This window comes from Rubellimicrobium aerolatum, assembly GCF_017872975.1.
Taxonomy (GTDB): domain Bacteria; phylum Pseudomonadota; class Alphaproteobacteria; order Rhodobacterales; family Rhodobacteraceae; genus Rubellimicrobium; species Rubellimicrobium aerolatum.
The window spans coordinates 125,612-142,383 of the sequence record NZ_JAGGJP010000007.1 but is presented as its reverse complement, the minus strand read 5'-3'; the positions used below and the strand labels follow the sequence as shown (position 1 = coordinate 142,383).

The following is a 16,772-nucleotide window of genomic DNA, read 5'->3' as shown; positions in this document are numbered from 1 at the left end:
CACGGACAATGGACAGCGGGCGGCGTCGGCCCGTCAATGGGGTTGGTGCGTGGGTGCGTTCGGCGGGATCGGGAGCCAGGGGATCGCCTCGGCCGGCGCGCGGCTGCGCGGCGGGATCGACGCGGCGCTGCCGGCCGGCCTGTTCCGCGCCGGCCTGCCGCCGCGCCGGGTGCGGGTGCTGACGCTGGCCGCCCTGCCCCCCGACCCGGCGGCGACCGCCCTCCTCGCCGCGGCGGGGCGGGACGGTCGTCCCTTCGACGTGGCCCTCGCCCCGTCGCTGTTCCTCCGCAAGTCGGTCGCCATCCCCGCCGCCGCCCGCCGCGACGCCGAGGCCGCCATCGCGCTCCAGATGCGCCAAAGCCTGCCGGCCGGGGCCGCCGGGCTGCTCTGGCGCTCGCGCCCCGTCGGCACCCGCGCCGGGAAGGCGGACTACGAGGTCTTCGTGCTCAAGCAGGACAGCCTGACCGCGCTCCTGCGGGCCTGCCCCGCCGAGCCGCGTCGCGTCGTGGTCGCGGACAGGGCGGAACTGGCCCCCCTGATCGACAACCGCCGACGGGCCGACCGGCCGCAATGGGTCTGGAACCGCGCGGCGCCGATCCTGGCGGGGCTCGTGCTCCTTGCCGTGCTGGGCGCGCAGGCCTGGCGGCTGGCCGAGATGAACGCGGCCGAGCGGGCGCTCCGGGCCGAGATCGCGGCGCTCGGCGACCGCGCGGCGGCGGCCCGCGCCGAGGCCGAGGCGCGCGACAGCGCGGCGGCGGCGCGCATCCGCGACGAGGCCCGGCTGGTCTCGGAAAGCGGCCGGCTGGCCCAGCTTTCCGGGCTGACGCAGGCGCTCGACGATGGGGTCTGGATCTCCTCGCTGGCGGTCGATGGCCGGACGTGGCGGCTCACAGGCTTCGCGCGGTCGGACATCTCGGCGGTGATCGCCGCCCTCCAGGCGCTGCCCTGGGTCGCCTCGGTCGCGCCCGAGGGCAGCATCGTCCTCGATTCGTCCACCGGGGAAAGCCGGTTCCAGCTGACCATCGAGGCGGCCGCCCCGGCGGGCCTCGAATGAAGGGGCTCGCCCTCCTGCTCGCGCTGGTCGCGCTGGCGGGCGGGATCGTCGCCGGCCTGACCGCGCCGGGACAGGACCGGATCGAGGCGACGGTCGTCCGGATCGAGGCGCTGCGCGCCGAGGCCGAGGCCATCGCCGCCCGCATCCGCGAGCTGGACCGGGCCACGGCGGGCGACGCGCCGGGCCCGGAGATCGCCCGCCCCGCCGCGACGGCGGCGGACGCGGCGCTGGCCCTTCAGCAGGGCGTTGTCGATCTGGCCCGCCAGAACGGCCTGGAGCCCTCCACCTTCGGGGGCCAACCCCCGCCCGAGGACCTGACGCTGCCCGCCGTCGGCGTCGTGATCGAGGGGGAAGGCGAGCTGGCGGACCTCGCCCGCTTCCTCGCCGCGCTCGAATCGGCCCAACCGCCCATCGCGGTGTCGCAGCTCACCCTGCGCGACGAGGCGCGGCGGCGGGCCGAGGGGGGCCTTGCCCCCGTCGCGTTCCGGCTCGCGGCCTGGGGCTTCTGGACCGAGGGCGGCGGCTGATGGCGCTCCTCGGCTATTGGCCGCCCCTGGCGCATCTGGCGGTCGTCGCGGCCTGCGCGGCGACGGGCTGGTGGCGACTGGAGACGGCCCCGGCCGCGCCCTCCGGCGGCCCGGTCCTGGCGGACCCCGGCACGCCGCCCGAGGAGTCCGCCGGCGCGCCGGTGGACGCGGCCGCGCGCGACTGGCAGGCCGACGTGGAGGCGGTGGCATCCCGCGCGCTGTTCCGGCCGGGACGGCTCGCCACGGCGGACGCCGCCGCCCCGGCCGGCGCGGCCGCCCCCGCGCCCGTCGGGCCCGGCCCGGAGGAGGCCCCGGCCGACCTCGCGCCGCTCCGCATGGTGGGCTTCCTGGACCAGGGCGGCCGCCGGTCGGCCATCCTCCAGACGCTCGACGACGGCCAGAGCCATGTCGTCCGCGAGGGCGACGAGATCGCCGGCGCGCGCGTCCGCGAGATCGGCCCCGGCGCCGTGGTGGTCGAGGTCGCCGGCCGGCGGGTCACCATCGAGCTGTATCCCGACTAGCCGGGCCCCGGCGATAGGGGCGCGGGCCAGCGATCGCGCGCGAGAACGACGGCGTGAGGCGGGACGACGCCGGACCGATGCTCTGACCGACCAGGGAGGCCACCATGCCGATCTTCGCCTACAGGGCCTACACCGAAGCCGGCCGGGTTGAGACCGGCGAGATCGAGGCCCCGTCCGAGCAGGCCGCCTTCCGGACGCTCTCCGCCACCGGCCTCTCGGTGGTGGACCTGGGCGAGTCCCGGCACGCCATCCGCGTGCCCTGGTATCGCCGCGACATCCCCCTGTTCGGCACCCGCATGACGCTCGCCGCCCAGGCGGCCTTGGCCGAGGAGATGGCCACGATGCTGCGCGTGCGGTTGCCGGTGCTCGACATGCTGCACCTGCTGTCCGAGGGGGCGGAGGGCGCCGACACCCGCGCCCGCCTGTCCCGCGTCGCCCGCCTGGTGGCCGAGGGCACCGCCCTGCCCGACGCCTTCGCCCAGGCCGGCCCCCGCGTCGCCCCCGTGTTCCTGGCCCTCCTGCGCGCGGGCGAGGCCTCCACGGCGCTGGCCGAGCAACTGGCCGAGCTGGCCCGGCTGCTGCGGCGGCAGGACCAGCTCCGCTCGCAGGTGGCGGGGGCGCTGATCTACCCGGCGCTCCTGATCGCCGCCGCCCTGGCCGTGGTGCTGATCGTGGCGCTGACGCTCGCACCCGCGCTCGCCCCGATCTTCACGGCCCAGGACCGCCCGCCGCCCGCCGCCGTGGCGACCTTCCTCGCCATCGGAGACCTCGTGACGACGCGCTGGCCCTGGCTCCTGGCCGGGCTCGTCGGCGCGGGCTTCGTGGCCTACATGGGCTTCCGCGCGATCGGCGCGCGGCTCATGCTGGCCCTGCCGGTGGTCGGCGACCTCGCGCGGGACGCGGCGCTCCTGACGCTCCTGCGGTCGCTGGCGCTGCTCCTGCGGGCCGGCCGCCCTCTCGCCGGATCGCTGCGCGCCGTGGCCGAGTTCGACCGCGGCGCGCCCTTCGCCGCCACCGCCCTCGCCGCCGCGACCGAGCTGGAGAACGGCGGCCGCGCCCACGCCGCCCTCGCCGCCGACCGCCGCCTCCCGGCGATGGCGCGCGAGCTGTTCCGCATCGGCGAGGAGGCCAACACCCTCGTCCCGGTGCTCGAGTCCCTGGCCGAGACCCAGGCCGACCGGCTCGACCGGCGCAGCCGGCGGCTGCTGCAACTGCTGACCCCCGTGCTGACCCTGGTGATCGGCGGCATCGTCGGCACGCTCGTCTATTCCATCATGGATGCGGTCTTCGCGATCAATGACCTGGCCCTCTGACCCCCCCCGCCGCCCGGCGCGGCGCGGCTTCACGCTGATCGAGGCGCTGGTCGCCATGGCGATCCTCGCGCTCCTCGTCGGCACCGCGCTCTCCGGGGTGAGCTGGACCCTGGGCCAGTCCGCCGACCGCGCCGACCGCGCCTGGCTGGCCGAGCTCGCCCGGTCCGTCGCGGACGAATACCTCGTGACGCGCGACCCGGCCCTCGCCCAGGGGAGCGCCGCGCCCGACCTCCTCTGGCGGCTCACCGAGGCCGAGCCGTCGGCGGACCTCGGCGCGGGCCTCGTCGAGGTCACGGTGAGCGCCTGGCGCGACGGCCGCGAGGACCGGCCGGTGACGCTCCGGGTCCTGCTGCGCGAGGACGGGCCATGAGGCCCGGGCCGGGCCAACGCCCTCCCCGCGCGGGCGGGGCCCGGCCGAGAGTTGACAGCTGTCAACTTCGGCGCGGGCGGGGCCAGCGCAACCCCCGCGCGGGCATCTCGCTGCTGGAACTGATGCTGTCCCTGGCGCTGATGGCGGTCATGGCGCTGGCGCTCGCCACGCTGCTCGGCCTGACCGGCCGGGCGTCGCTGCGGGTAGGCGAGGCGGGCGCGGCGGCCGACCTGCTGCTGGCCCGGCACACGCTCCGGGGCTGGATCGAGGCCGCCCCGCGCACGGCCGCCTTCGAGGGCGATGCCGAGGCGCTCCGCTTCGAGATGCTGACCGACGCCCCCCCCTTCAGCGCCGCCGAGCCCTCCCGGGTCAGCCTGACGGCGGACGACGCCGGCGCGGCGGTGGTCGAGGTCGCCGCGCTCGACGGGACCGTCGCGCGGCGCGTGGCCTTGTCGTCCGGGGGCGGGCTGCGGATCGGCTATTTCGGCGACCCGACCCTCTCGGCCGCGCCGACATGGCAGGACGAGTGGCCGGCCACGGCCGGGCCGCCCGACCTCGTGCGGATCGAGTATGCCGGACCCGGGGGGCCTCTGCCGCCGCTGACCGTGATCCCCGCCCTCCTGGCCCGTCAGAGCGAGATGTCGCTGTCCTCGCCGCCGCCGCCGGACTGACCGTCGCGCCCGAAGGTGGCCAGCTCGAACGGCCGACCCTCCGCCCCCGGCGAGCGGTAGAGGAACGGCCGGCCCCAGGGATCGGTCAGGTCCTCGTCGCCGTCGAGATAGGGGCCGCGCCAGCCCGCCACGCCAGCGGGTGGCGCCATGAGCGCCCCGAGCCCCTCGGCCTCGGAGGGGTAGCGGCCGGTGTCTACGAAGTAGAGCTGCACCGCCCCCTTGAGCGAGGCCATCGCGACCTCGGCCGCCTGCGACCGCGCGCGGCCGAAGCTGTCGATCAGACGGGGCGCGCCCAGCCCGATCACCAGCGCGATGATGGCGAGGACGACGAGCATCTCGAGGAGGGTCACCCCGCGTCGAGGGTGGCGCCGGGCCTGCTGTCGGAGTTGAGGCGTCATGTGGAAACCGGACCTGCGATGGGAAACAACGTGAGGACGAGGATGGAGTAGGCCAGAAAGGGCCCGAACGGAATGCCCTTCGCCGCGTCCGGCCCGGCGCGGCGGCGGGCAAGCAGCCCGGCCGCGATCCCGCCCAGCGCGGCGACCAGCACGAGCGCCCAGAGCGAGGCGGCCCCGACCGCCAGCGTCCCCGCACCGATCAGCTTGGCGTCGCCGATGCCGAGGGCCTCCTCGCCCGTGCGGCGGAAGTGGAGCCCCCCGGCCAGCCAGAGGAGCCCGGTCGCCAGCGCCGCCGCCGCGGCCTCGGCCAGGAGCGGCAGCCCCAGGCCGAGCCGATGCCACTGGAAACCCAGCCCCGCGAGAGCGATGATCGCCACGGACTCGTCGGGGATCTCGCCCCGGCGGAGGTCCGTCGCGCTGAGCCAGACGAGGGCGGGGACGAGGCACAGGCCGAGCGCCACCCGCCGGGGCTCGGCCACGCCGGCCGCGACGGCGAGGCTCGCGCCATGGGCCAGGGCGATCGCCGGGAGGAGGAAGGGGCCGAGGGTCATGATGCGTCATCCTAGCAGGTCGCGGTCGTCCCGAAAGGGCTTCGCGCTCCTCGTCGTCCTCGTCGGCGCGGTGCTCGTCGCCGGGCTGGCGGCGACGCTGCGCGCCCGGGGCGTGGCGCAGGCCCAGGTGCTCGGCCGGATCGAGGAGCAGCACCGGCTCGCGCTGGGCCGCCAGTCGGTGGCGGCGCGGGTGGCCGCGAGCCTCGCGGGGGGTGGCGGGGAGACCCCGCCGACCGACGGCACGCCGGTCCTGATCGCCCAGGACGGGCGCGACTGGGAGGTGCGGCTGGCCGACGTGGAAGGGCTGGTCGATCTCTACCTCGCCCCGCCCGAGGTGCTGGCGCTGCTGACCGGCGACGGCGAGGCCCTGGTTCGGCAGCGCGACGTGGCGCTCGCGGCGCTGGTCCCCGGCGAGAGGTTCGCCTCCGAGGAGCACACGCTCGCCCGGCTCGGCTTCGACGCCGCCCAGCGCGCCCGGCTCGCGCCCCTCGTGACGCAGCGCGCCCGCACCGGCGAGATCAATCCCGCGCTGGCCCCGCCGGAGCTGCGGGACGCGGCGCTCGCGCTTCGCGGCGACATCGCCGGAGGGGAGCTGGCCGAGCTGACGATCCGCGCCTCCCCCGGTGCCGCCGGGCCATCGCCCTGACCGGGCGGGCGCGACCGCCGCGGGCCGGCCGCCGCCAGGAAGCGGGAACCGGCGCCGTCCCTGGACAACGGGACGCACGGGCCGTCCGGCGGGGCACTGGCGCTTTTCGCCGGCAAGGTGCAGGACGGCGGCGAAGCGTTTGCCCGGGCCAGGGACGCGGCGGCGGAACGAGGAGGAGTGAGGCAACGTGGACATCAGCTCGCGGGCAGCCCCGGCCGACGGGGGACGCGCTTCGGCCAGGCCCCTGATCGTGATCACCATGCGGTTCAGCGTCCTCGTGGCGCAGCGGGAGTCCTGGGCGATCGGGCGGGGGCGGAGCGAGGCGGACTATCGCCGGACGCTGTTCGACGACGAGCGGCTGGCCCTGCACCACTTCCTCTTCGAGAACCTCACCCTGCCCTCGCTGGCGGCGCAGGTGCCGGCCCCTTCCGAGGAGTTCGTCCGCCTTTACGTGATCACGTCGAGCGAGCTTCCGCCCCGGCATCTCTCGGCGCTGGAGCAGGCCTGCGCCCGGCACCGCTGGGTGCGGATCGTCAGGGTTCCCCCCGACGCACGGTCCGTCGCCCATGGCGACCACATCCGGGACTTCCTGGCGGAGGCCGGTCATGGCGAGGGCACCTACGCCCATGTCCGACTGGACGACGACGACGCCCTGTCCTCCGACTTCCTGAGCCGGATCGCCGCCTTCGCGACGCCGGGGAACGTCGGGGCGTGCGTGTCGCTGGCCCGGGGCTACCTGCTGTCCTTCGACAGCGGCCGCAGGAGGCTGACGCAGGTCGTCGATTACCGCCTGCCGATGGCCGCCCAGGGGCTGGCCCACCTGGGCGCCTACAAGGACCGGGCGCCCGTGGGCAAGCCCGCCAACGTCTACGGCCTCGGACACCACCTACGGGTCGACACGAAGGTTCCCGTGATCCTGGACAGCCGGGCCCCGGCCTTCATCCGGACCAATCACGAGGGGTCCGACGTGCAGTTCGGCGGCAGGAAGAGCTTCCCCGCCGGGGAGCCCGTCGATCCGCGCGACCTGCTGACGCTGTTCCCCTCGCTCGCGAACCTCGCCGGCGGCGCCGCGTCCTAGAGGGACCGGACCAGGGGGACGGCCCCTCCGGCCGTCCCGGCGCCAGGGCCCAGGGCCTCGGGCGCCCCGATCAGGCGATGGCGTCCCACCGCGCGATCCAGTCCCGGGCGGGCTGGAAGCCGTAGCGGCTGGCGAGGGTCCTCACGTCGTCCCGCAGGAGGCTCCAGCTGAGAGCGCGTTCCGCATCCCCGAACTTGTCCGCGACCGGCCGGCTCCGGTGGCGGTGCGGGGCCTGCTCGCAGGCGAGCCGGCCGATTCCCAGAACCTCGGTGATGCGGTCGGCGAACCCCTGCGGATTGGACGAGATCTCCGCGAAGTCCAGGAGCACCGGCCGGAGCCCGGCCTGCTCGTAATGGGCGATCTGCTCCGCGTATCGGGAAATGTCGATCATCATGCGGAGGGTGCGGTCGCGATTCTCGACCGTCCAGCGCCCCCGCTTCACGGCATGGGCGACGTGCGACCGCACCCGGTCCACCGGGTCGCGAAGGATGTAGAACAGGGCCTTGTTGCCCGGATACGCCTGGATGCGGGCGGCGGCGGCCGGATGCTGGGACTTCTTGCCGTAGTTGGGGGACACGTCCAGCAACCACCTGGTCCTGGACGGGTCGGGCTCGAACTGATCGAGCAGGGCCTCGAAGCCCTCGTTCTCCCGGCAGAAGAAGTTGATCTCCTTGTTGCGGCTCGCGGCTATCTCGGGATGCTCGGACAGCATCTGATACGTCGTCGTCGTGCCCGCCTTCATGGCGCCGATGAAGATTGCAAGTGGCGGCATTCCCATCTCGGCGGTTCTCCTTGCCGTGCGTCGTTGATGAGCCCTTGGGACATGGAAACGGGTCGAGGCGCGGGCCATCCGCCTCGACCCGGCTGGATCGCCGCGATCTGCGCTACGTCATGGTCGTCCCGGACACGACGGCCTTCGGGCGGGCGGACCGATCCGTCCTCCGTCCGTCCGGCGCCGTCCCGCTTCCGCAATGAGGGCCCTGATGACGGCCCGGACGCGGCGGCCGGGTGCTGGCCTTGCACGGCCTCCATTCAACCAAGCCGACTCCCCCTCGCTTCGCAGTCCTGCCCCGAACGACCGGCAGGCCAAGCCTCCTAGCAGGCTTCCACCGGGGTTTGAATACCTCCGGGAAGACCGAGGGGATCGCGGCGACAGCCCTCCGCGTGCGCGCTCCCCATGGGTTTGCCCGAGCCCATGGCCGGCCTGACACGGTGGGGTGCAACGACCGAGCCCGGAGGCCGGATGGTGAGCCGTGCAGGATTCGAACCTGCGACCAACTGATTAAAAGTCAGTTGCTCTACCAACTGAGCTAACGGCCCGCCCGGGGCCGGACCTAGGCGGAGACGGCGGGAGCGTCAACCCGATAGTTGCGGAGCAGTTGGTAGAAGGAGGAGTGGGTGGTGAGCCGTGTAGGGATCGAACCTACGACAAACTGATTAAGAGTCAGTTGCTCTACCAACTGAGCTAACGGCCCACGCCGGGCGACATATGGCCCCGGGGCGGCGGGGTCAAGGGCCTCTGGAAAGGGCGGCGCATCGAGAGTAAGTGAGCGGGATGCGTGACATGATGGACACAGGCCTGCCCTTCGCCAAGATGCACGGGCTCGGCAACGACTTCGTGGTGATAGACGGGCGCTCCATGCCGGTGGAGGTGACGCCCGCGCTCGCCCGCGCCCTGGGGGACCGGCACCGGGGCGTGGGCTTCGACCAGCTCGCGCTCATCGAGGCCTCGGACCGGGCCGACCTGTCCCTGCGGTTCTGGAACGCCGACGGCTCCGAATCGTCCACCTGCGGCAACGCCACCCGCTGCGTGGCGCGGGCGGAGATGGAGCGGACCGGGCGCACGGCGCTGACCTTGGCGACCGAGCGGGGGGTGCTGGCGGCGCGGGACGAGGGCGGCGGGCGGACGGCCGTCAACATGGGGCCGCCGCGGCTGCGGTGGGACGAGATCCCGCTGGCGGACGCGGTGGACACGCTGGCGCTGCCCATCGAGGGGCGGCCGGTGGCGACCTCCATGGGGAACCCGCATTGCACCTTCTTCGTGCCGGACGCCGAGGCGGTGGACCTCCTCGCCTTCGGGCCGGCGCACGAGACGCATCCGCTGTTCCCGCAGCGGACCAACGTGCAGGTCGTGCAGGTGCTGGCCCGCGACCGCCTGCGGATGCGGGTCTGGGAGCGGGGGGCGGGATATACCCTGGCCTCGGGCTCGTCGTCCTGCGCGGTCGCGGTGGCGGCGGCCCGCAGGGGGCTGGCCGACCGGGACGTGACCGTGGTGCTGGACGGCGGGGAGTTGCGCGTCCGCTGGGGCGAGGACGGGGTCTGGATGACCGGGCCCACGGCGCACGTGTTCTCCGGGGTGCTCTCGCCCGCGTTCCTGGGGGCGCTCGCATGAGCGCGCCGATCTTCGCCACGCTGGGCTGCCGGCTCAACGCCTGGGAAACCGAGGCGATGAAGACGCTCGCCGCCAAGGCGGGCGTGGGCGATGCGGTCGTCGTGAACACCTGCGCCGTCACCGCCGAGGCCGTGCGGAAGGCCAAGCAGGAGATCCGCCGCCTCGCCCGCGAGAACCCCGGCGCGCGCGTCGTCGTCACGGGCTGCGCCGCGCAGGTGGAGCCCGAGACCTTCGCGGCCATGCCCGAGGTGTCCCTCGTCCTCGGCAACGCCGAGAAGATGGACCCGGGGGCCTGGACCCGGCTCGCGCCCGACTTCGTCGGCGAGACGGAGCGGGTGCTCGTGGACGACATCATGTCGGTGAGGGAGACGGCCTCGCACCTCATCGACGGGTTCGGGACGCGGGCGCGGGCCTATGTGCAGGTCCAGAACGGCTGCGACCACCGCTGCACCTTCTGCATCATCCCCTTCGGGCGCGGCAATTCGCGGTCCGTCCCCGCCGGCGTGGTCGTGGACCAGATCGCGCGGCTGGTGGACCGGGGCTTCCTTGAAGTCGTGCTGACGGGGGTGGACCTCACCTCCTGGGGCGCGGACCTGCCGGGGACGCCCCGGCTGGGCGACCTCGTGGGGCAGGTGCTGCGGATGGTCCCCGGCCTCGCGCGGCTGCGGATCTCGTCCATCGATTCCATCGAGGCCGACCCCCGGCTCATGGAGGCGCTGGCGACCGAGCCCCGGCTCATGCCGCACCTGCACCTGAGCCTTCAGGCCGGGCACGACCTGACGCTCAAGCGCATGAAGCGGCGGCACGGGCGCGACGACGCGGTGCGGTTCTGCGAGGAGGCGCGGCGGCTGCGGCCGGACGTGACCTTCGGGGCCGACCTGATCGCGGGCTTCCCGACCGAGACGGACGATATGTTCGACGGCTCCCTCCGGCTGGTCGAGGACTGCGGGCTGACCTGGCTCCATGTGTTCCCGTTCAGCCCCCGCAAGGGCACGCCCGCCGCCAAGATGCCGGCCGTCCCCGGCCCGGTGATCCGCGAGCGGGCGGCCCGGCTGCGCGCGGCCGGCGAGGCGGCGACGCGGCGGCATCTCGACGCCCAGGTGGGGCGGCGTCACCTCGTCCTGATGGAAAGCGCCACGATGGGGCGCACCGAGCAGTTCGCCGAGGTGAGCTTCGCCGAGGAGCGGCCCGTGGGGGCGCTGGTCGAGGCGGTGATCCGGGGCGTGGACGGGGGACGGCTCGCGGCCTGACGGCGCGAGGGCCGAGGACCCGACGGAAGCCGTGGCGCGGGTCGTCGCGTCCATGTCAGTCTGGGCAGGCACCTCCGCTTCGGCTTTGGCCGGGGCGTCCGGCGCCGCGTCCGCGCGGGTGGGCTCCGCGTCGGGGGCGGGCTCCGCCTGCGACTCGGCCAGCGCCCGCGCGTCCGCTTCCGCCCGTGCGTCGTCCTCGGCTGCCCATTCCGGGTAGCGGTGGCGCATGAACCAGGGGACGCGGGGGCGCTCGGGGTGGTCGGGGAAGTGGTAGCCGGCCTCCTCCCAGACCTGGCGCTGGATGAAGGAGCGGGCGATCCGGGCCTCCTCGCGCGGGTCGGCGATGCGGCGCTGGCCGAAGGGGGCCTCGGGGCGGCCGCGCAGGATCTCGGCCAGCCGGTCGGGGCGGTGCGGCGACGGGAGCGGCGCGTCGAGGAGGGCGAGGTCCTCGGCGGTGTAGGGCTGGGCGTGGTCGAGCGGCATGGGTCGGATCTCCGGGGTCTGTTGCGTGGCGGGGGGCCTGATGGGGGCCGTTGCGAGGAGGATGCCGGAGGGAGGTTAACGGGGCCTGACAGCAACGGGCGTTGCGTGGACGCCTCGCGCAACGCCCCCGGCGGTTGTGCGGGGGCAAGGCGAATCAGGGGGACGGGCGAGTGGGGGCCGTTCCGTGGGGGGCGTGGGTCCGGGGCCGAACGGCCCCGGGTTCACACCCCGTCGCGCGACGGATGAGGCGCGCGCGGGGCGTCGGGCGGGCGCGTCCTTGCCGGAACCCTGCTTCTTCGGGGCCGCCACGTTGACTCGTCCCCGCCGCTGCCTTCGGTTATGCTGCGCGTGCGAATGAGGGTGCCGGGTGATCCAGTCGATCCAATACCTGCGGTTCCTGGCGGCGGCGCTGGTGGTGCTTTACCATGGCACGCAGTCGCTCTCGAAGGACCTGCATTCCACCCTGTTCGAGACCTGGCACGCCGGGTCGCGGGGGGTCGATCTGTTCTTCGTCATCAGCGGGTTCATCATCCTGCACGTGACGGAGCGGTCGAACGCTTCGCGCGGGGCGTTCCTGCTGCGCCGGATGACGCGGGTCGCGCCGCTCTATCACGCCGCCACGCTGGCGATGCTGGCCGTGGCGCTGGTGGCGCCGAGCCTGCTGGCGACGACCCGGATCGAGCCGGGCCACGTCATCGCCTCGCTGCTGTTCATCCCGGTCGATCACCCGGTCGCCTTCTCGGCCTTTCCGCTGCTGCCGGTGGGCTGGACCCTGAACGCCGAGGCGCAGTTCTACGTGCTGTTCGCGCTGCTGCTGCCCCTTGCGCCCCGGGCGCGGGCGGTCGGGGTCGGGGGGCTGATCCTCGGCCTCGTGCTGGTCGGGATCGCGCTGCGGCCGGAGAACCAGACGCTCTCCTCGTGGACCGCGCCGATCCTGATCGAGTTCGTGTTCGGCCTGATCCTCGGGCGGCTGTGGCACGACCTGCCGCCGTCGCGCCGGTCGCCCGGCGGGCTGGCGGCCGCGCTGGCCCTGCTGGGCGTCGGGGTGGCGGGACTCGTCCTGGTGCCCGGAGAGGCCACGTCCGGGGTGCTGCTGCGCGACCTGCGCTGGCTGCTGGCGGGGCTGCCGGCGATGGCGGTGGTCGGGGGCCTGCTGCTGCTTGATCGGCAGGGGCGAATCCCGACGGTTCCGGCGCTCCGGCTGCTGGGGGATGCGTCGTATTCGCTTTATATCTGCCACTTCTTCGTGATCGGCCTGCTGCGGGCCGTCTGGCCGAGGGCGTGGCTGGGGACGTGGACGAGCGAGGCCGGGTTCCTCGCGGCGGCGCTTGCGCTGTCGGTGGTCGCCGCCTTGGCCACGCACCTCGCCTTCGAGAAGCCGATCGGCCGGATGGGCGCACGCCGGCGGGCGGTGGCCGCCTGAAGGCCTCGGCGGGCCGGGGACGCCGAGGCGCGGCCGGGGTCCAGTCGGGGTCGGGCCGCCGGGGGAACGGGCAGGCCGGGCCGTCGCCCGCCCGTCAGAAGCTGAAGCTGACGCCCACGTTCAAGGCGTTGGTCACGATGTCGGTGGACAGCGTGCCGCCGTCGTCGAGGTCGGCCTCGTTCTGGGAATACGTGCCCTTGTATTCGCCGAACACCGCCCAGCGGTCGGTGAGGGGGAGCGTCGCGCCGGCGATCCAGGCGACGGCGGGGCCGGTGAGCTGGTAGCCCCAGGTCCGCGCGCCGGTGTCGTCGTCCTCGACCTCCACGTGGGGGACGGCCACGCCGATCCCGCCACCGACATAGGGCGTCAGCCGGCCGAAGGCCCCGGGCCAGCGGCGGTAGCCGTTCACGGTCGCGACGTTGAGGCCGTCGCTGAACTCGAAATGCTCAAGGCCGGATTCCGCCAGCGTCCCGTCGTCGGCGTAGGCCTTGACGTGGTTCACGTCGAGGCCGAAGCCGATGTCGGCGTCGGTCCACCAGGTCGCGCGGAGGCCGGCGTGGATCGGGGCCTCGAAGGACCGCCCTTCCCACCCCGCCGTGAAGTCGTCGTCCACGCCGGCGGGGCCGCCGTCGATCGTGACCCCGGAATGGGGGGCGGACTGCCAGCCGCCGTAGAAGCTCAGCTCCACTTCCGCGAGGGCGGGGGTGGCGAGCAGGAGGGCGAGCGGCGCGAGGAGGCGAGCGTGGGTCATGGCACGGGCAAGATAGGCGAATCGCCGCTCTGCGGCAAGGATGCGCCCGCGGGGGTTGTGGCACGGGGGCCACAGCGCCGGGGCGGGGCGGGGGCCGCGGGAGCCCTGCCCCATTGGGGTTTCCCGAAGGCGGGGCCGGGCTGCGTCCTCGCGCCGCAGCCGGGGGGCGGGAGGGGCGGCCGGGAATCGGGGGCGGGGATGCCCGGCTGGCGCGGGGGCGGGGCCGCCCGGCGGACGCGGCTCCCCCATTCGTGTCCAACGCCTTGACCCTGCGCCGAACTGTCCGCTGGACCCTTGCGATTTTGGTGCTAAAGAGCCTTCGCATGATGGGACGGGCCTGCCTGCGCGCGTCCCTCCACCCATGGACGGCCCGCCCGCCCCTACCCCGAGAGAGGTCTCCTTGTCGCACACCGAAGCACCCCAGGGCACCCGCCGCGACTTCATCTACTACGCGACGGCCGGCGCCGGCGCCGTGGTGGCGGGCGCGGCGGTCTGGCCCCTCGTCAACCAGATGAACCCCACGGCGGACGTGCAGGCGCTGGCCTCGATCCGCGTGGACGTGGCCGGCGTCGCGCCGGGCACCCAGCTCACCGTGCTGTGGCAGGGGAAGCCCGTCTTCATCCGCGCCCGCACCGAGGAGGAGATCGCGGCGGCCCGCGAGGTTCCCCTTGAGGAGCTGGTGGACCCGCAGGCGAACAACGCCAACCTGTCGAACGCCGAATCCCCCGCCACCGACGAGAACCGCGCGCTGGCGAACCCGGAAGGGTCCGACCTGCCCGAGGGCACCTGGCTGGTGCAGATGGGCGTCTGCACCCACCTGGGCTGCGTGCCGCTGGGCGATTCCGGCGACTTCGGCGGCTGGTTCTGCCCCTGCCACGGGTCGCACTACGACACGTCGGGCCGCATCCGCCGGGGGCCCGCGCCCCGCAACCTGCCCGTCCCCGTCGCGACCTTCGTGGACGCGTCCACCATCCAGCTCGGCTGAGGAGCCTGCCCATGTCCGGAGTCCTCCACGACGACTACGTGCCAAAGACCCGCGGCGAGAAGTGGGTCGAGCGGCGGCTGCCGATCCTCTCGCTCCTCTACGGGACGCTGATGATCCGCACGCCGCGCAACCTGAACTGGATGTGGATCTGGGGCATCGTCCTCATGTTCGCGCTCATCAGCCAGATCGCGACGGGCGTGGTGCTGGCGATGCACTACACGCCGCATGTGGACATGGCCTTCGCGTCGGTCGAGCACATCATGCGCGACGTGAACGGCGGCCACATGCTGCGCTACGTCCACGCCAACGGCGCGAGCCTGATGTTCGTGGCGGTCTACGCGCACATCTTCCGCAATCTGTATTACGGCAGCTACAAGACCCCGCGCGAGATCACCTACATCATCGGCATCCTGATGTTCGTGCTGATGATGGGCATCGCCTTCATGGGCTACGTGCTGCCCTGGGGGCAGATGTCGTTCCACGGGACGTCCGTCATCACCGGCCTGTTCGGCGCGATCCCCTTCGTGGGCGAGTCGATCCAGACCTGGCTGCTGGGCGCGGGCGCGGTGGGCCAGCCGGCGCTGAACCGCTTCTTCTCGCTGCACTTCCTGCTGCCCTTCGTGCTGCTGGGGCTGACCTTCGTCCACGTCTGGGCCTTCCACACCACGGGCAACAACAACCCGACGGGCGTCGAGGTCCGGCGGTCGTCGGTGGCGGAGGCCAAGGCCGACACCGTGCCGTTCTGGCCCTACTTCATCCTGAAGGACTTCTACGCCCTGGCCCTGGTCATGGCGGTGTTCTTCGCGATCGTGGGCTTCATGCCCAACTACCTGGGCCACCCGGACAACTACATCCCGGCGAACCCGCTGGCGACGCCCGCGCACATCGTGCCGGAATGGTACTTCCTGCCCTTCTACGCGATCCTGCGCGCCTTCACCGGCGACGTGTGGGTGGTGATGGCCGTGGACTGGATCACCTTCGGCATCGTGGACGCCAAGTTCTTCGGCGTGCTCGCCATGTTCGGCGCGATCATCGTCATGGCGCTGGCGCCCTGGCTCGACACCTCCATGGTGCGGTCGGGCCGGTATCGCCCGATGTTCAAGTGGTGGTTCGCGCTGCTGCTGATCGACTTCGTGGTGCTGGGCTGGGTCGGCGCCATGCCGGCCGAGGGGATCTACCCCTACATCGCGCTGCTGGGGGCGACCTACTGGTTCGCCTACTTCCTGGTGATCCTGCCGCTTTTGGGCGTCATCGAGAAGCCGGTCGCGCCGCCCGTGTCGATCGCCGCCGACTTCGCGGCCCACTACGACCCCCAGACCGGGGGCACCAAGCAGTTCGCCGGCAGCCCCGCCGAGTGATGAGGACACCTGTGATGCTTAGAACGCTCGCCCTCGGGGCCGCCATCGCCCTTTCCGCTCCGGCCGCCTTCGCGGCCGGGGAAGGGGAGATCACCGACTACGCCTTCCCCCACGAGGGGCCCTTCGGCTCCTTCGACACGCTCCAGGTCCAGCGGGGGTTGCAGGTCTACACCGAGGTCTGCGCCTCGTGCCACGGCCTCAGCTTCGTGGCCTTCCGCAACCTCTCGCAGCCGGGCGGCCCCGAGCTGCCCGAGGACCAGATGCGCGCCTACGCCGAGCAATACGAGGTCTTCGACGAGACGCTCGCCGACGGCGAGGGGGACTTCCGCCCGGCGACGCCGGCCGACCGCTTCCCGCAGTCGTCGCTGGCCAACGCCCCCGACCTGAGCCTGATGGCCAAGGCGCGGGCGGGCTTCCACGGGCCCTACGGCACCGGGCTGTCGCAACTGTTCAACGGGATGGGCGGGCCGGAATACATCACCTCGCTGCTGGCGGGCTACGAGGAGCCGCCGGCCTGCGCGCCGGAGGACTTCGAGGGCTACTACAACGTCGCCTTCGCCGCGGGCGGCTTCCCGGAGGAGTGCGTGGACGAGGAAGGCCACCACACGGTGCCGGGCTCGTGGATCGCCATGCCGCCGCCGCTGTCGGACGACCAGGTGGAGTTCGCGGACGGGTCGCCCGCGACGGTCGAGGCGATGTCGCACGACGTGTCGGCCTTCCTGATGTGGGCCGCCGAGCCGCACCTGAACGCGCGCAAGCAGGCCGGGCTGACCGGGGTGCTGTTCCTCGCGGTGCTGGCGGTGCTGCTCTACCTGACCAACAAGCGCGTCTGGGCGCCGGTCAAGGCGGGCGGGCGGCCGATCGGCAAGGACCAGCACGGGGTCTGACCTTTCGGGTCGCGCGAGTTCGGGGGGCGTCCGGGGGACCGGGCGCCCCCTTTCCGTTGGGGGCGGAGGGGGGCGCTGCCCCCCGCGCTGGCGCGCTCCCCCCGGGATATTTGG

At 73.6% G+C, this 16,772-nt stretch carries 18 protein-coding genes and 2 tRNA genes; 14 read left to right on the top strand and 6 right to left on the bottom strand.

The annotated features are described in order from the left end of the window. Nucleotides 1-49 precede the first annotated feature (49 nt). The 6 genes from J2Z33_RS10035 (at nucleotide 50) to J2Z33_RS10010 (ending at nucleotide 4,456) form a co-directional block, all read left to right on the top strand. A complete protein-coding gene (locus tag J2Z33_RS10035) occupies nucleotides 50-1,054 on the top strand; it encodes a PilN domain-containing protein (RefSeq protein ID WP_209840424.1) in 1,005 nt (334 codons plus the stop codon). Continuing rightward, nucleotides 1,051-1,581: a type II secretion system protein GspM gene (gene gspM, locus J2Z33_RS10030; RefSeq protein ID WP_209840422.1), complete on the top strand. Its 531-nt coding sequence runs from the start codon at nucleotides 1,051-1,053 to the stop codon at nucleotides 1,579-1,581. The genes J2Z33_RS10035 and gspM overlap by 4 nt, the downstream gene beginning before the upstream one ends. After that, entirely contained in the window at nucleotides 1,581-2,102 is a 522-nt protein-coding gene (locus J2Z33_RS10025) for a hypothetical protein (RefSeq protein ID WP_209840420.1), read from the top strand. Before gspM ends, J2Z33_RS10025 begins: the two co-directional genes overlap by 1 nt. A 104-nt stretch (nucleotides 2,103-2,206) precedes the next feature. Then, a complete protein-coding gene (locus tag J2Z33_RS10020; protein ID WP_209840418.1) occupies nucleotides 2,207-3,415 on the top strand; it encodes a type II secretion system F family protein in 1,209 nt (402 codons plus the stop codon). Next, a complete protein-coding gene (locus J2Z33_RS10015) occupies nucleotides 3,399-3,785 on the top strand; it encodes a type II secretion system protein (RefSeq protein WP_209840416.1) in 387 nt (128 codons plus the stop codon). Before J2Z33_RS10020 ends, J2Z33_RS10015 begins: the two co-directional genes overlap by 17 nt. After that, nucleotides 3,782-4,456, top strand: a complete 675-nt coding sequence (locus J2Z33_RS10010) for a prepilin-type N-terminal cleavage/methylation domain-containing protein (protein ID WP_280922898.1) — start codon at nucleotides 3,782-3,784, stop codon at nucleotides 4,454-4,456. The genes J2Z33_RS10015 and J2Z33_RS10010 overlap by 4 nt, the downstream gene beginning before the upstream one ends. On the opposite strand, the gene gspG is transcribed toward J2Z33_RS10010, so the two are convergent. Continuing rightward, on the bottom strand, nucleotides 4,414-4,854 hold the full coding sequence (gene gspG, locus J2Z33_RS10005; protein WP_280922897.1) for a type II secretion system major pseudopilin GspG: 441 nt from the start codon (nucleotides 4,852-4,854) through the stop codon (nucleotides 4,414-4,416). The two genes, J2Z33_RS10010 and gspG, sit on opposite strands and share 43 nt — an antisense overlap. Next, nucleotides 4,851-5,405 carry a prepilin peptidase gene (locus J2Z33_RS10000; RefSeq protein WP_209840410.1) on the bottom strand — a complete coding sequence of 185 codons (555 nt, stop codon included), beginning with the start codon at nucleotides 5,403-5,405 and terminating at the stop codon, nucleotides 4,851-4,853. The genes gspG and J2Z33_RS10000 overlap by 4 nt, the downstream gene beginning before the upstream one ends. On the opposite strand from J2Z33_RS10000, the gene J2Z33_RS09995 reads away from it, so the two are divergent. Then, on the top strand, nucleotides 5,404-6,051 hold the full coding sequence (locus J2Z33_RS09995; RefSeq protein WP_209840408.1) for a hypothetical protein: 648 nt from the start codon (nucleotides 5,404-5,406) through the stop codon (nucleotides 6,049-6,051). The two genes, J2Z33_RS10000 and J2Z33_RS09995, sit on opposite strands and share 2 nt — an antisense overlap. Nucleotides 6,052-6,238: 187 nt before the next feature. After that, nucleotides 6,239-7,129: a glycosyltransferase gene (locus tag J2Z33_RS09990; protein WP_209840406.1), complete on the top strand. Its 891-nt coding sequence runs from the start codon at nucleotides 6,239-6,241 to the stop codon at nucleotides 7,127-7,129. A gap of 70 nt (nucleotides 7,130-7,199) precedes the next feature. On the opposite strand, the gene J2Z33_RS09985 is transcribed toward J2Z33_RS09990, so the two are convergent. From J2Z33_RS09985 to J2Z33_RS09975, 3 genes are all read right to left on the bottom strand, one after another. Further along, complete coding sequence (locus J2Z33_RS09985; RefSeq protein ID WP_209840404.1) at nucleotides 7,200-7,901, bottom strand: sulfotransferase family protein; 702 nt, start codon at nucleotides 7,899-7,901, stop codon at nucleotides 7,200-7,202. Nucleotides 7,902-8,373: 472 nt separating this feature from the next. Continuing rightward, a tRNA-Lys gene (locus J2Z33_RS09980) sits at nucleotides 8,374-8,449 on the bottom strand. 79 nt (nucleotides 8,450-8,528) lie between these two features. Continuing rightward, nucleotides 8,529-8,604: transfer RNA gene (locus J2Z33_RS09975), tRNA-Lys, on the bottom strand. Nucleotides 8,605-8,684: 80 nt separating this feature from the next. Here J2Z33_RS09975 and dapF point away from each other — a divergent pair. The 3 genes from dapF to J2Z33_RS09960 all read left to right on the top strand — a co-directional run bounded on the left by dapF (nucleotide 8,685) and on the right by J2Z33_RS09960 (nucleotide 12,677). Beyond that, a complete protein-coding gene (gene dapF / locus J2Z33_RS09970) occupies nucleotides 8,685-9,521 on the top strand; it encodes a diaminopimelate epimerase (protein ID WP_209840402.1) in 837 nt (278 codons plus the stop codon). Beyond that, nucleotides 9,518-10,771 (top strand): tRNA (N(6)-L-threonylcarbamoyladenosine(37)-C(2))-methylthiotransferase MtaB, encoded by a 1,254-nt coding sequence (mtaB, locus tag J2Z33_RS09965; RefSeq protein ID WP_209840399.1) that lies wholly within the window; start codon nucleotides 9,518-9,520, stop codon nucleotides 10,769-10,771. The genes dapF and mtaB overlap by 4 nt, the downstream gene beginning before the upstream one ends. Nucleotides 10,772-11,621: 850 nt before the next feature. After that, nucleotides 11,622-12,677 carry an acyltransferase family protein gene (locus J2Z33_RS09960; protein ID WP_209840398.1) on the top strand — a complete coding sequence of 352 codons (1,056 nt, stop codon included), beginning with the start codon at nucleotides 11,622-11,624 and terminating at the stop codon, nucleotides 12,675-12,677. A gap of 94 nt (nucleotides 12,678-12,771) precedes the next feature. Here J2Z33_RS09960 and J2Z33_RS09955 read toward each other — a convergent pair whose 3' ends face one another. Beyond that, the gene (locus J2Z33_RS09955; protein WP_209840396.1) at nucleotides 12,772-13,428 is read right to left on the bottom strand and encodes an outer membrane protein; all 657 of its coding nucleotides are present in this window, start codon (nucleotides 13,426-13,428) and stop codon (nucleotides 12,772-12,774) included. Nucleotides 13,429-13,828: 400 nt separating this feature from the next. Between J2Z33_RS09955 and petA the strand changes: the two genes are divergently transcribed. Genes petA through J2Z33_RS09940 form a run of 3 tightly spaced genes read left to right on the top strand, consistent with a single transcriptional unit; the run spans nucleotide 13,829 to nucleotide 16,658 of the window. After that, nucleotides 13,829-14,413 (top strand): ubiquinol-cytochrome c reductase iron-sulfur subunit, encoded by a 585-nt coding sequence (gene petA / locus J2Z33_RS09950; RefSeq protein WP_209840394.1) that lies wholly within the window; start codon nucleotides 13,829-13,831, stop codon nucleotides 14,411-14,413. 11 nt (nucleotides 14,414-14,424) lie between these two features. Next, nucleotides 14,425-15,771, top strand: coding sequence for a cytochrome b (locus J2Z33_RS09945; protein WP_209840392.1), 1,347 nt, complete (start codon nucleotides 14,425-14,427; stop codon nucleotides 15,769-15,771). A 14-nt stretch (nucleotides 15,772-15,785) separates the two neighbouring features. Continuing rightward, nucleotides 15,786-16,658 (top strand): cytochrome c1, encoded by an 873-nt coding sequence (locus tag J2Z33_RS09940; RefSeq protein ID WP_209840389.1) that lies wholly within the window; start codon nucleotides 15,786-15,788, stop codon nucleotides 16,656-16,658. The last annotated feature ends 114 nt before the right edge of the window (nucleotides 16,659-16,772 follow it).

What these genes read in the sequence shown, in the direction of transcription:
- gspM (WP_209840422.1), top strand. Translation starts at nt 1,051, where the DNA reads ATGAAGGGGCTCGCCCTCCTGCTCGCGCTGGTCGCGCTGGCGGGCGGG.
- J2Z33_RS10025 (WP_209840420.1), top strand. Translation starts at nt 1,581, where the DNA reads ATGGCGCTCCTCGGCTATTGGCCGCCCCTGGCGCATCTGGCGGTCGTC.
- J2Z33_RS10020 (WP_209840418.1), top strand. Translation starts at nt 2,207, where the DNA reads ATGCCGATCTTCGCCTACAGGGCCTACACCGAAGCCGGCCGGGTTGAG.
- J2Z33_RS10015 (WP_209840416.1), top strand. Translation starts at nt 3,399, where the DNA reads ATGACCTGGCCCTCTGACCCCCCCCGCCGCCCGGCGCGGCGCGGCTTC.
- J2Z33_RS10010 (WP_280922898.1), top strand. Translation starts at nt 3,782, where the DNA reads ATGAGGCCCGGGCCGGGCCAACGCCCTCCCCGCGCGGGCGGGGCCCGG.
- gspG (WP_280922897.1), bottom strand. Translation starts at nt 4,854, where the DNA reads ATGACGCCTCAACTCCGACAGCAGGCCCGGCGCCACCCTCGACGCGGG.
- J2Z33_RS09995 (WP_209840408.1), top strand. Translation starts at nt 5,404, where the DNA reads ATGATGCGTCATCCTAGCAGGTCGCGGTCGTCCCGAAAGGGCTTCGCG.
- J2Z33_RS10000 (WP_209840410.1), bottom strand. Translation starts at nt 5,405, where the DNA reads ATGACCCTCGGCCCCTTCCTCCTCCCGGCGATCGCCCTGGCCCATGGC.
- J2Z33_RS09985 (WP_209840404.1), bottom strand. Translation starts at nt 7,901, where the DNA reads ATGCCGCCACTTGCAATCTTCATCGGCGCCATGAAGGCGGGCACGACG.
- dapF (WP_209840402.1), top strand. Translation starts at nt 8,685, where the DNA reads ATGCGTGACATGATGGACACAGGCCTGCCCTTCGCCAAGATGCACGGG.
- mtaB (WP_209840399.1), top strand. Translation starts at nt 9,518, where the DNA reads ATGAGCGCGCCGATCTTCGCCACGCTGGGCTGCCGGCTCAACGCCTGG.
- J2Z33_RS09955 (WP_209840396.1), bottom strand. Translation starts at nt 13,428, where the DNA reads ATGACCCACGCTCGCCTCCTCGCGCCGCTCGCCCTCCTGCTCGCCACC.
- J2Z33_RS09945 (WP_209840392.1), top strand. Translation starts at nt 14,425, where the DNA reads ATGTCCGGAGTCCTCCACGACGACTACGTGCCAAAGACCCGCGGCGAG.
- J2Z33_RS09940 (WP_209840389.1), top strand. Translation starts at nt 15,786, where the DNA reads ATGCTTAGAACGCTCGCCCTCGGGGCCGCCATCGCCCTTTCCGCTCCG.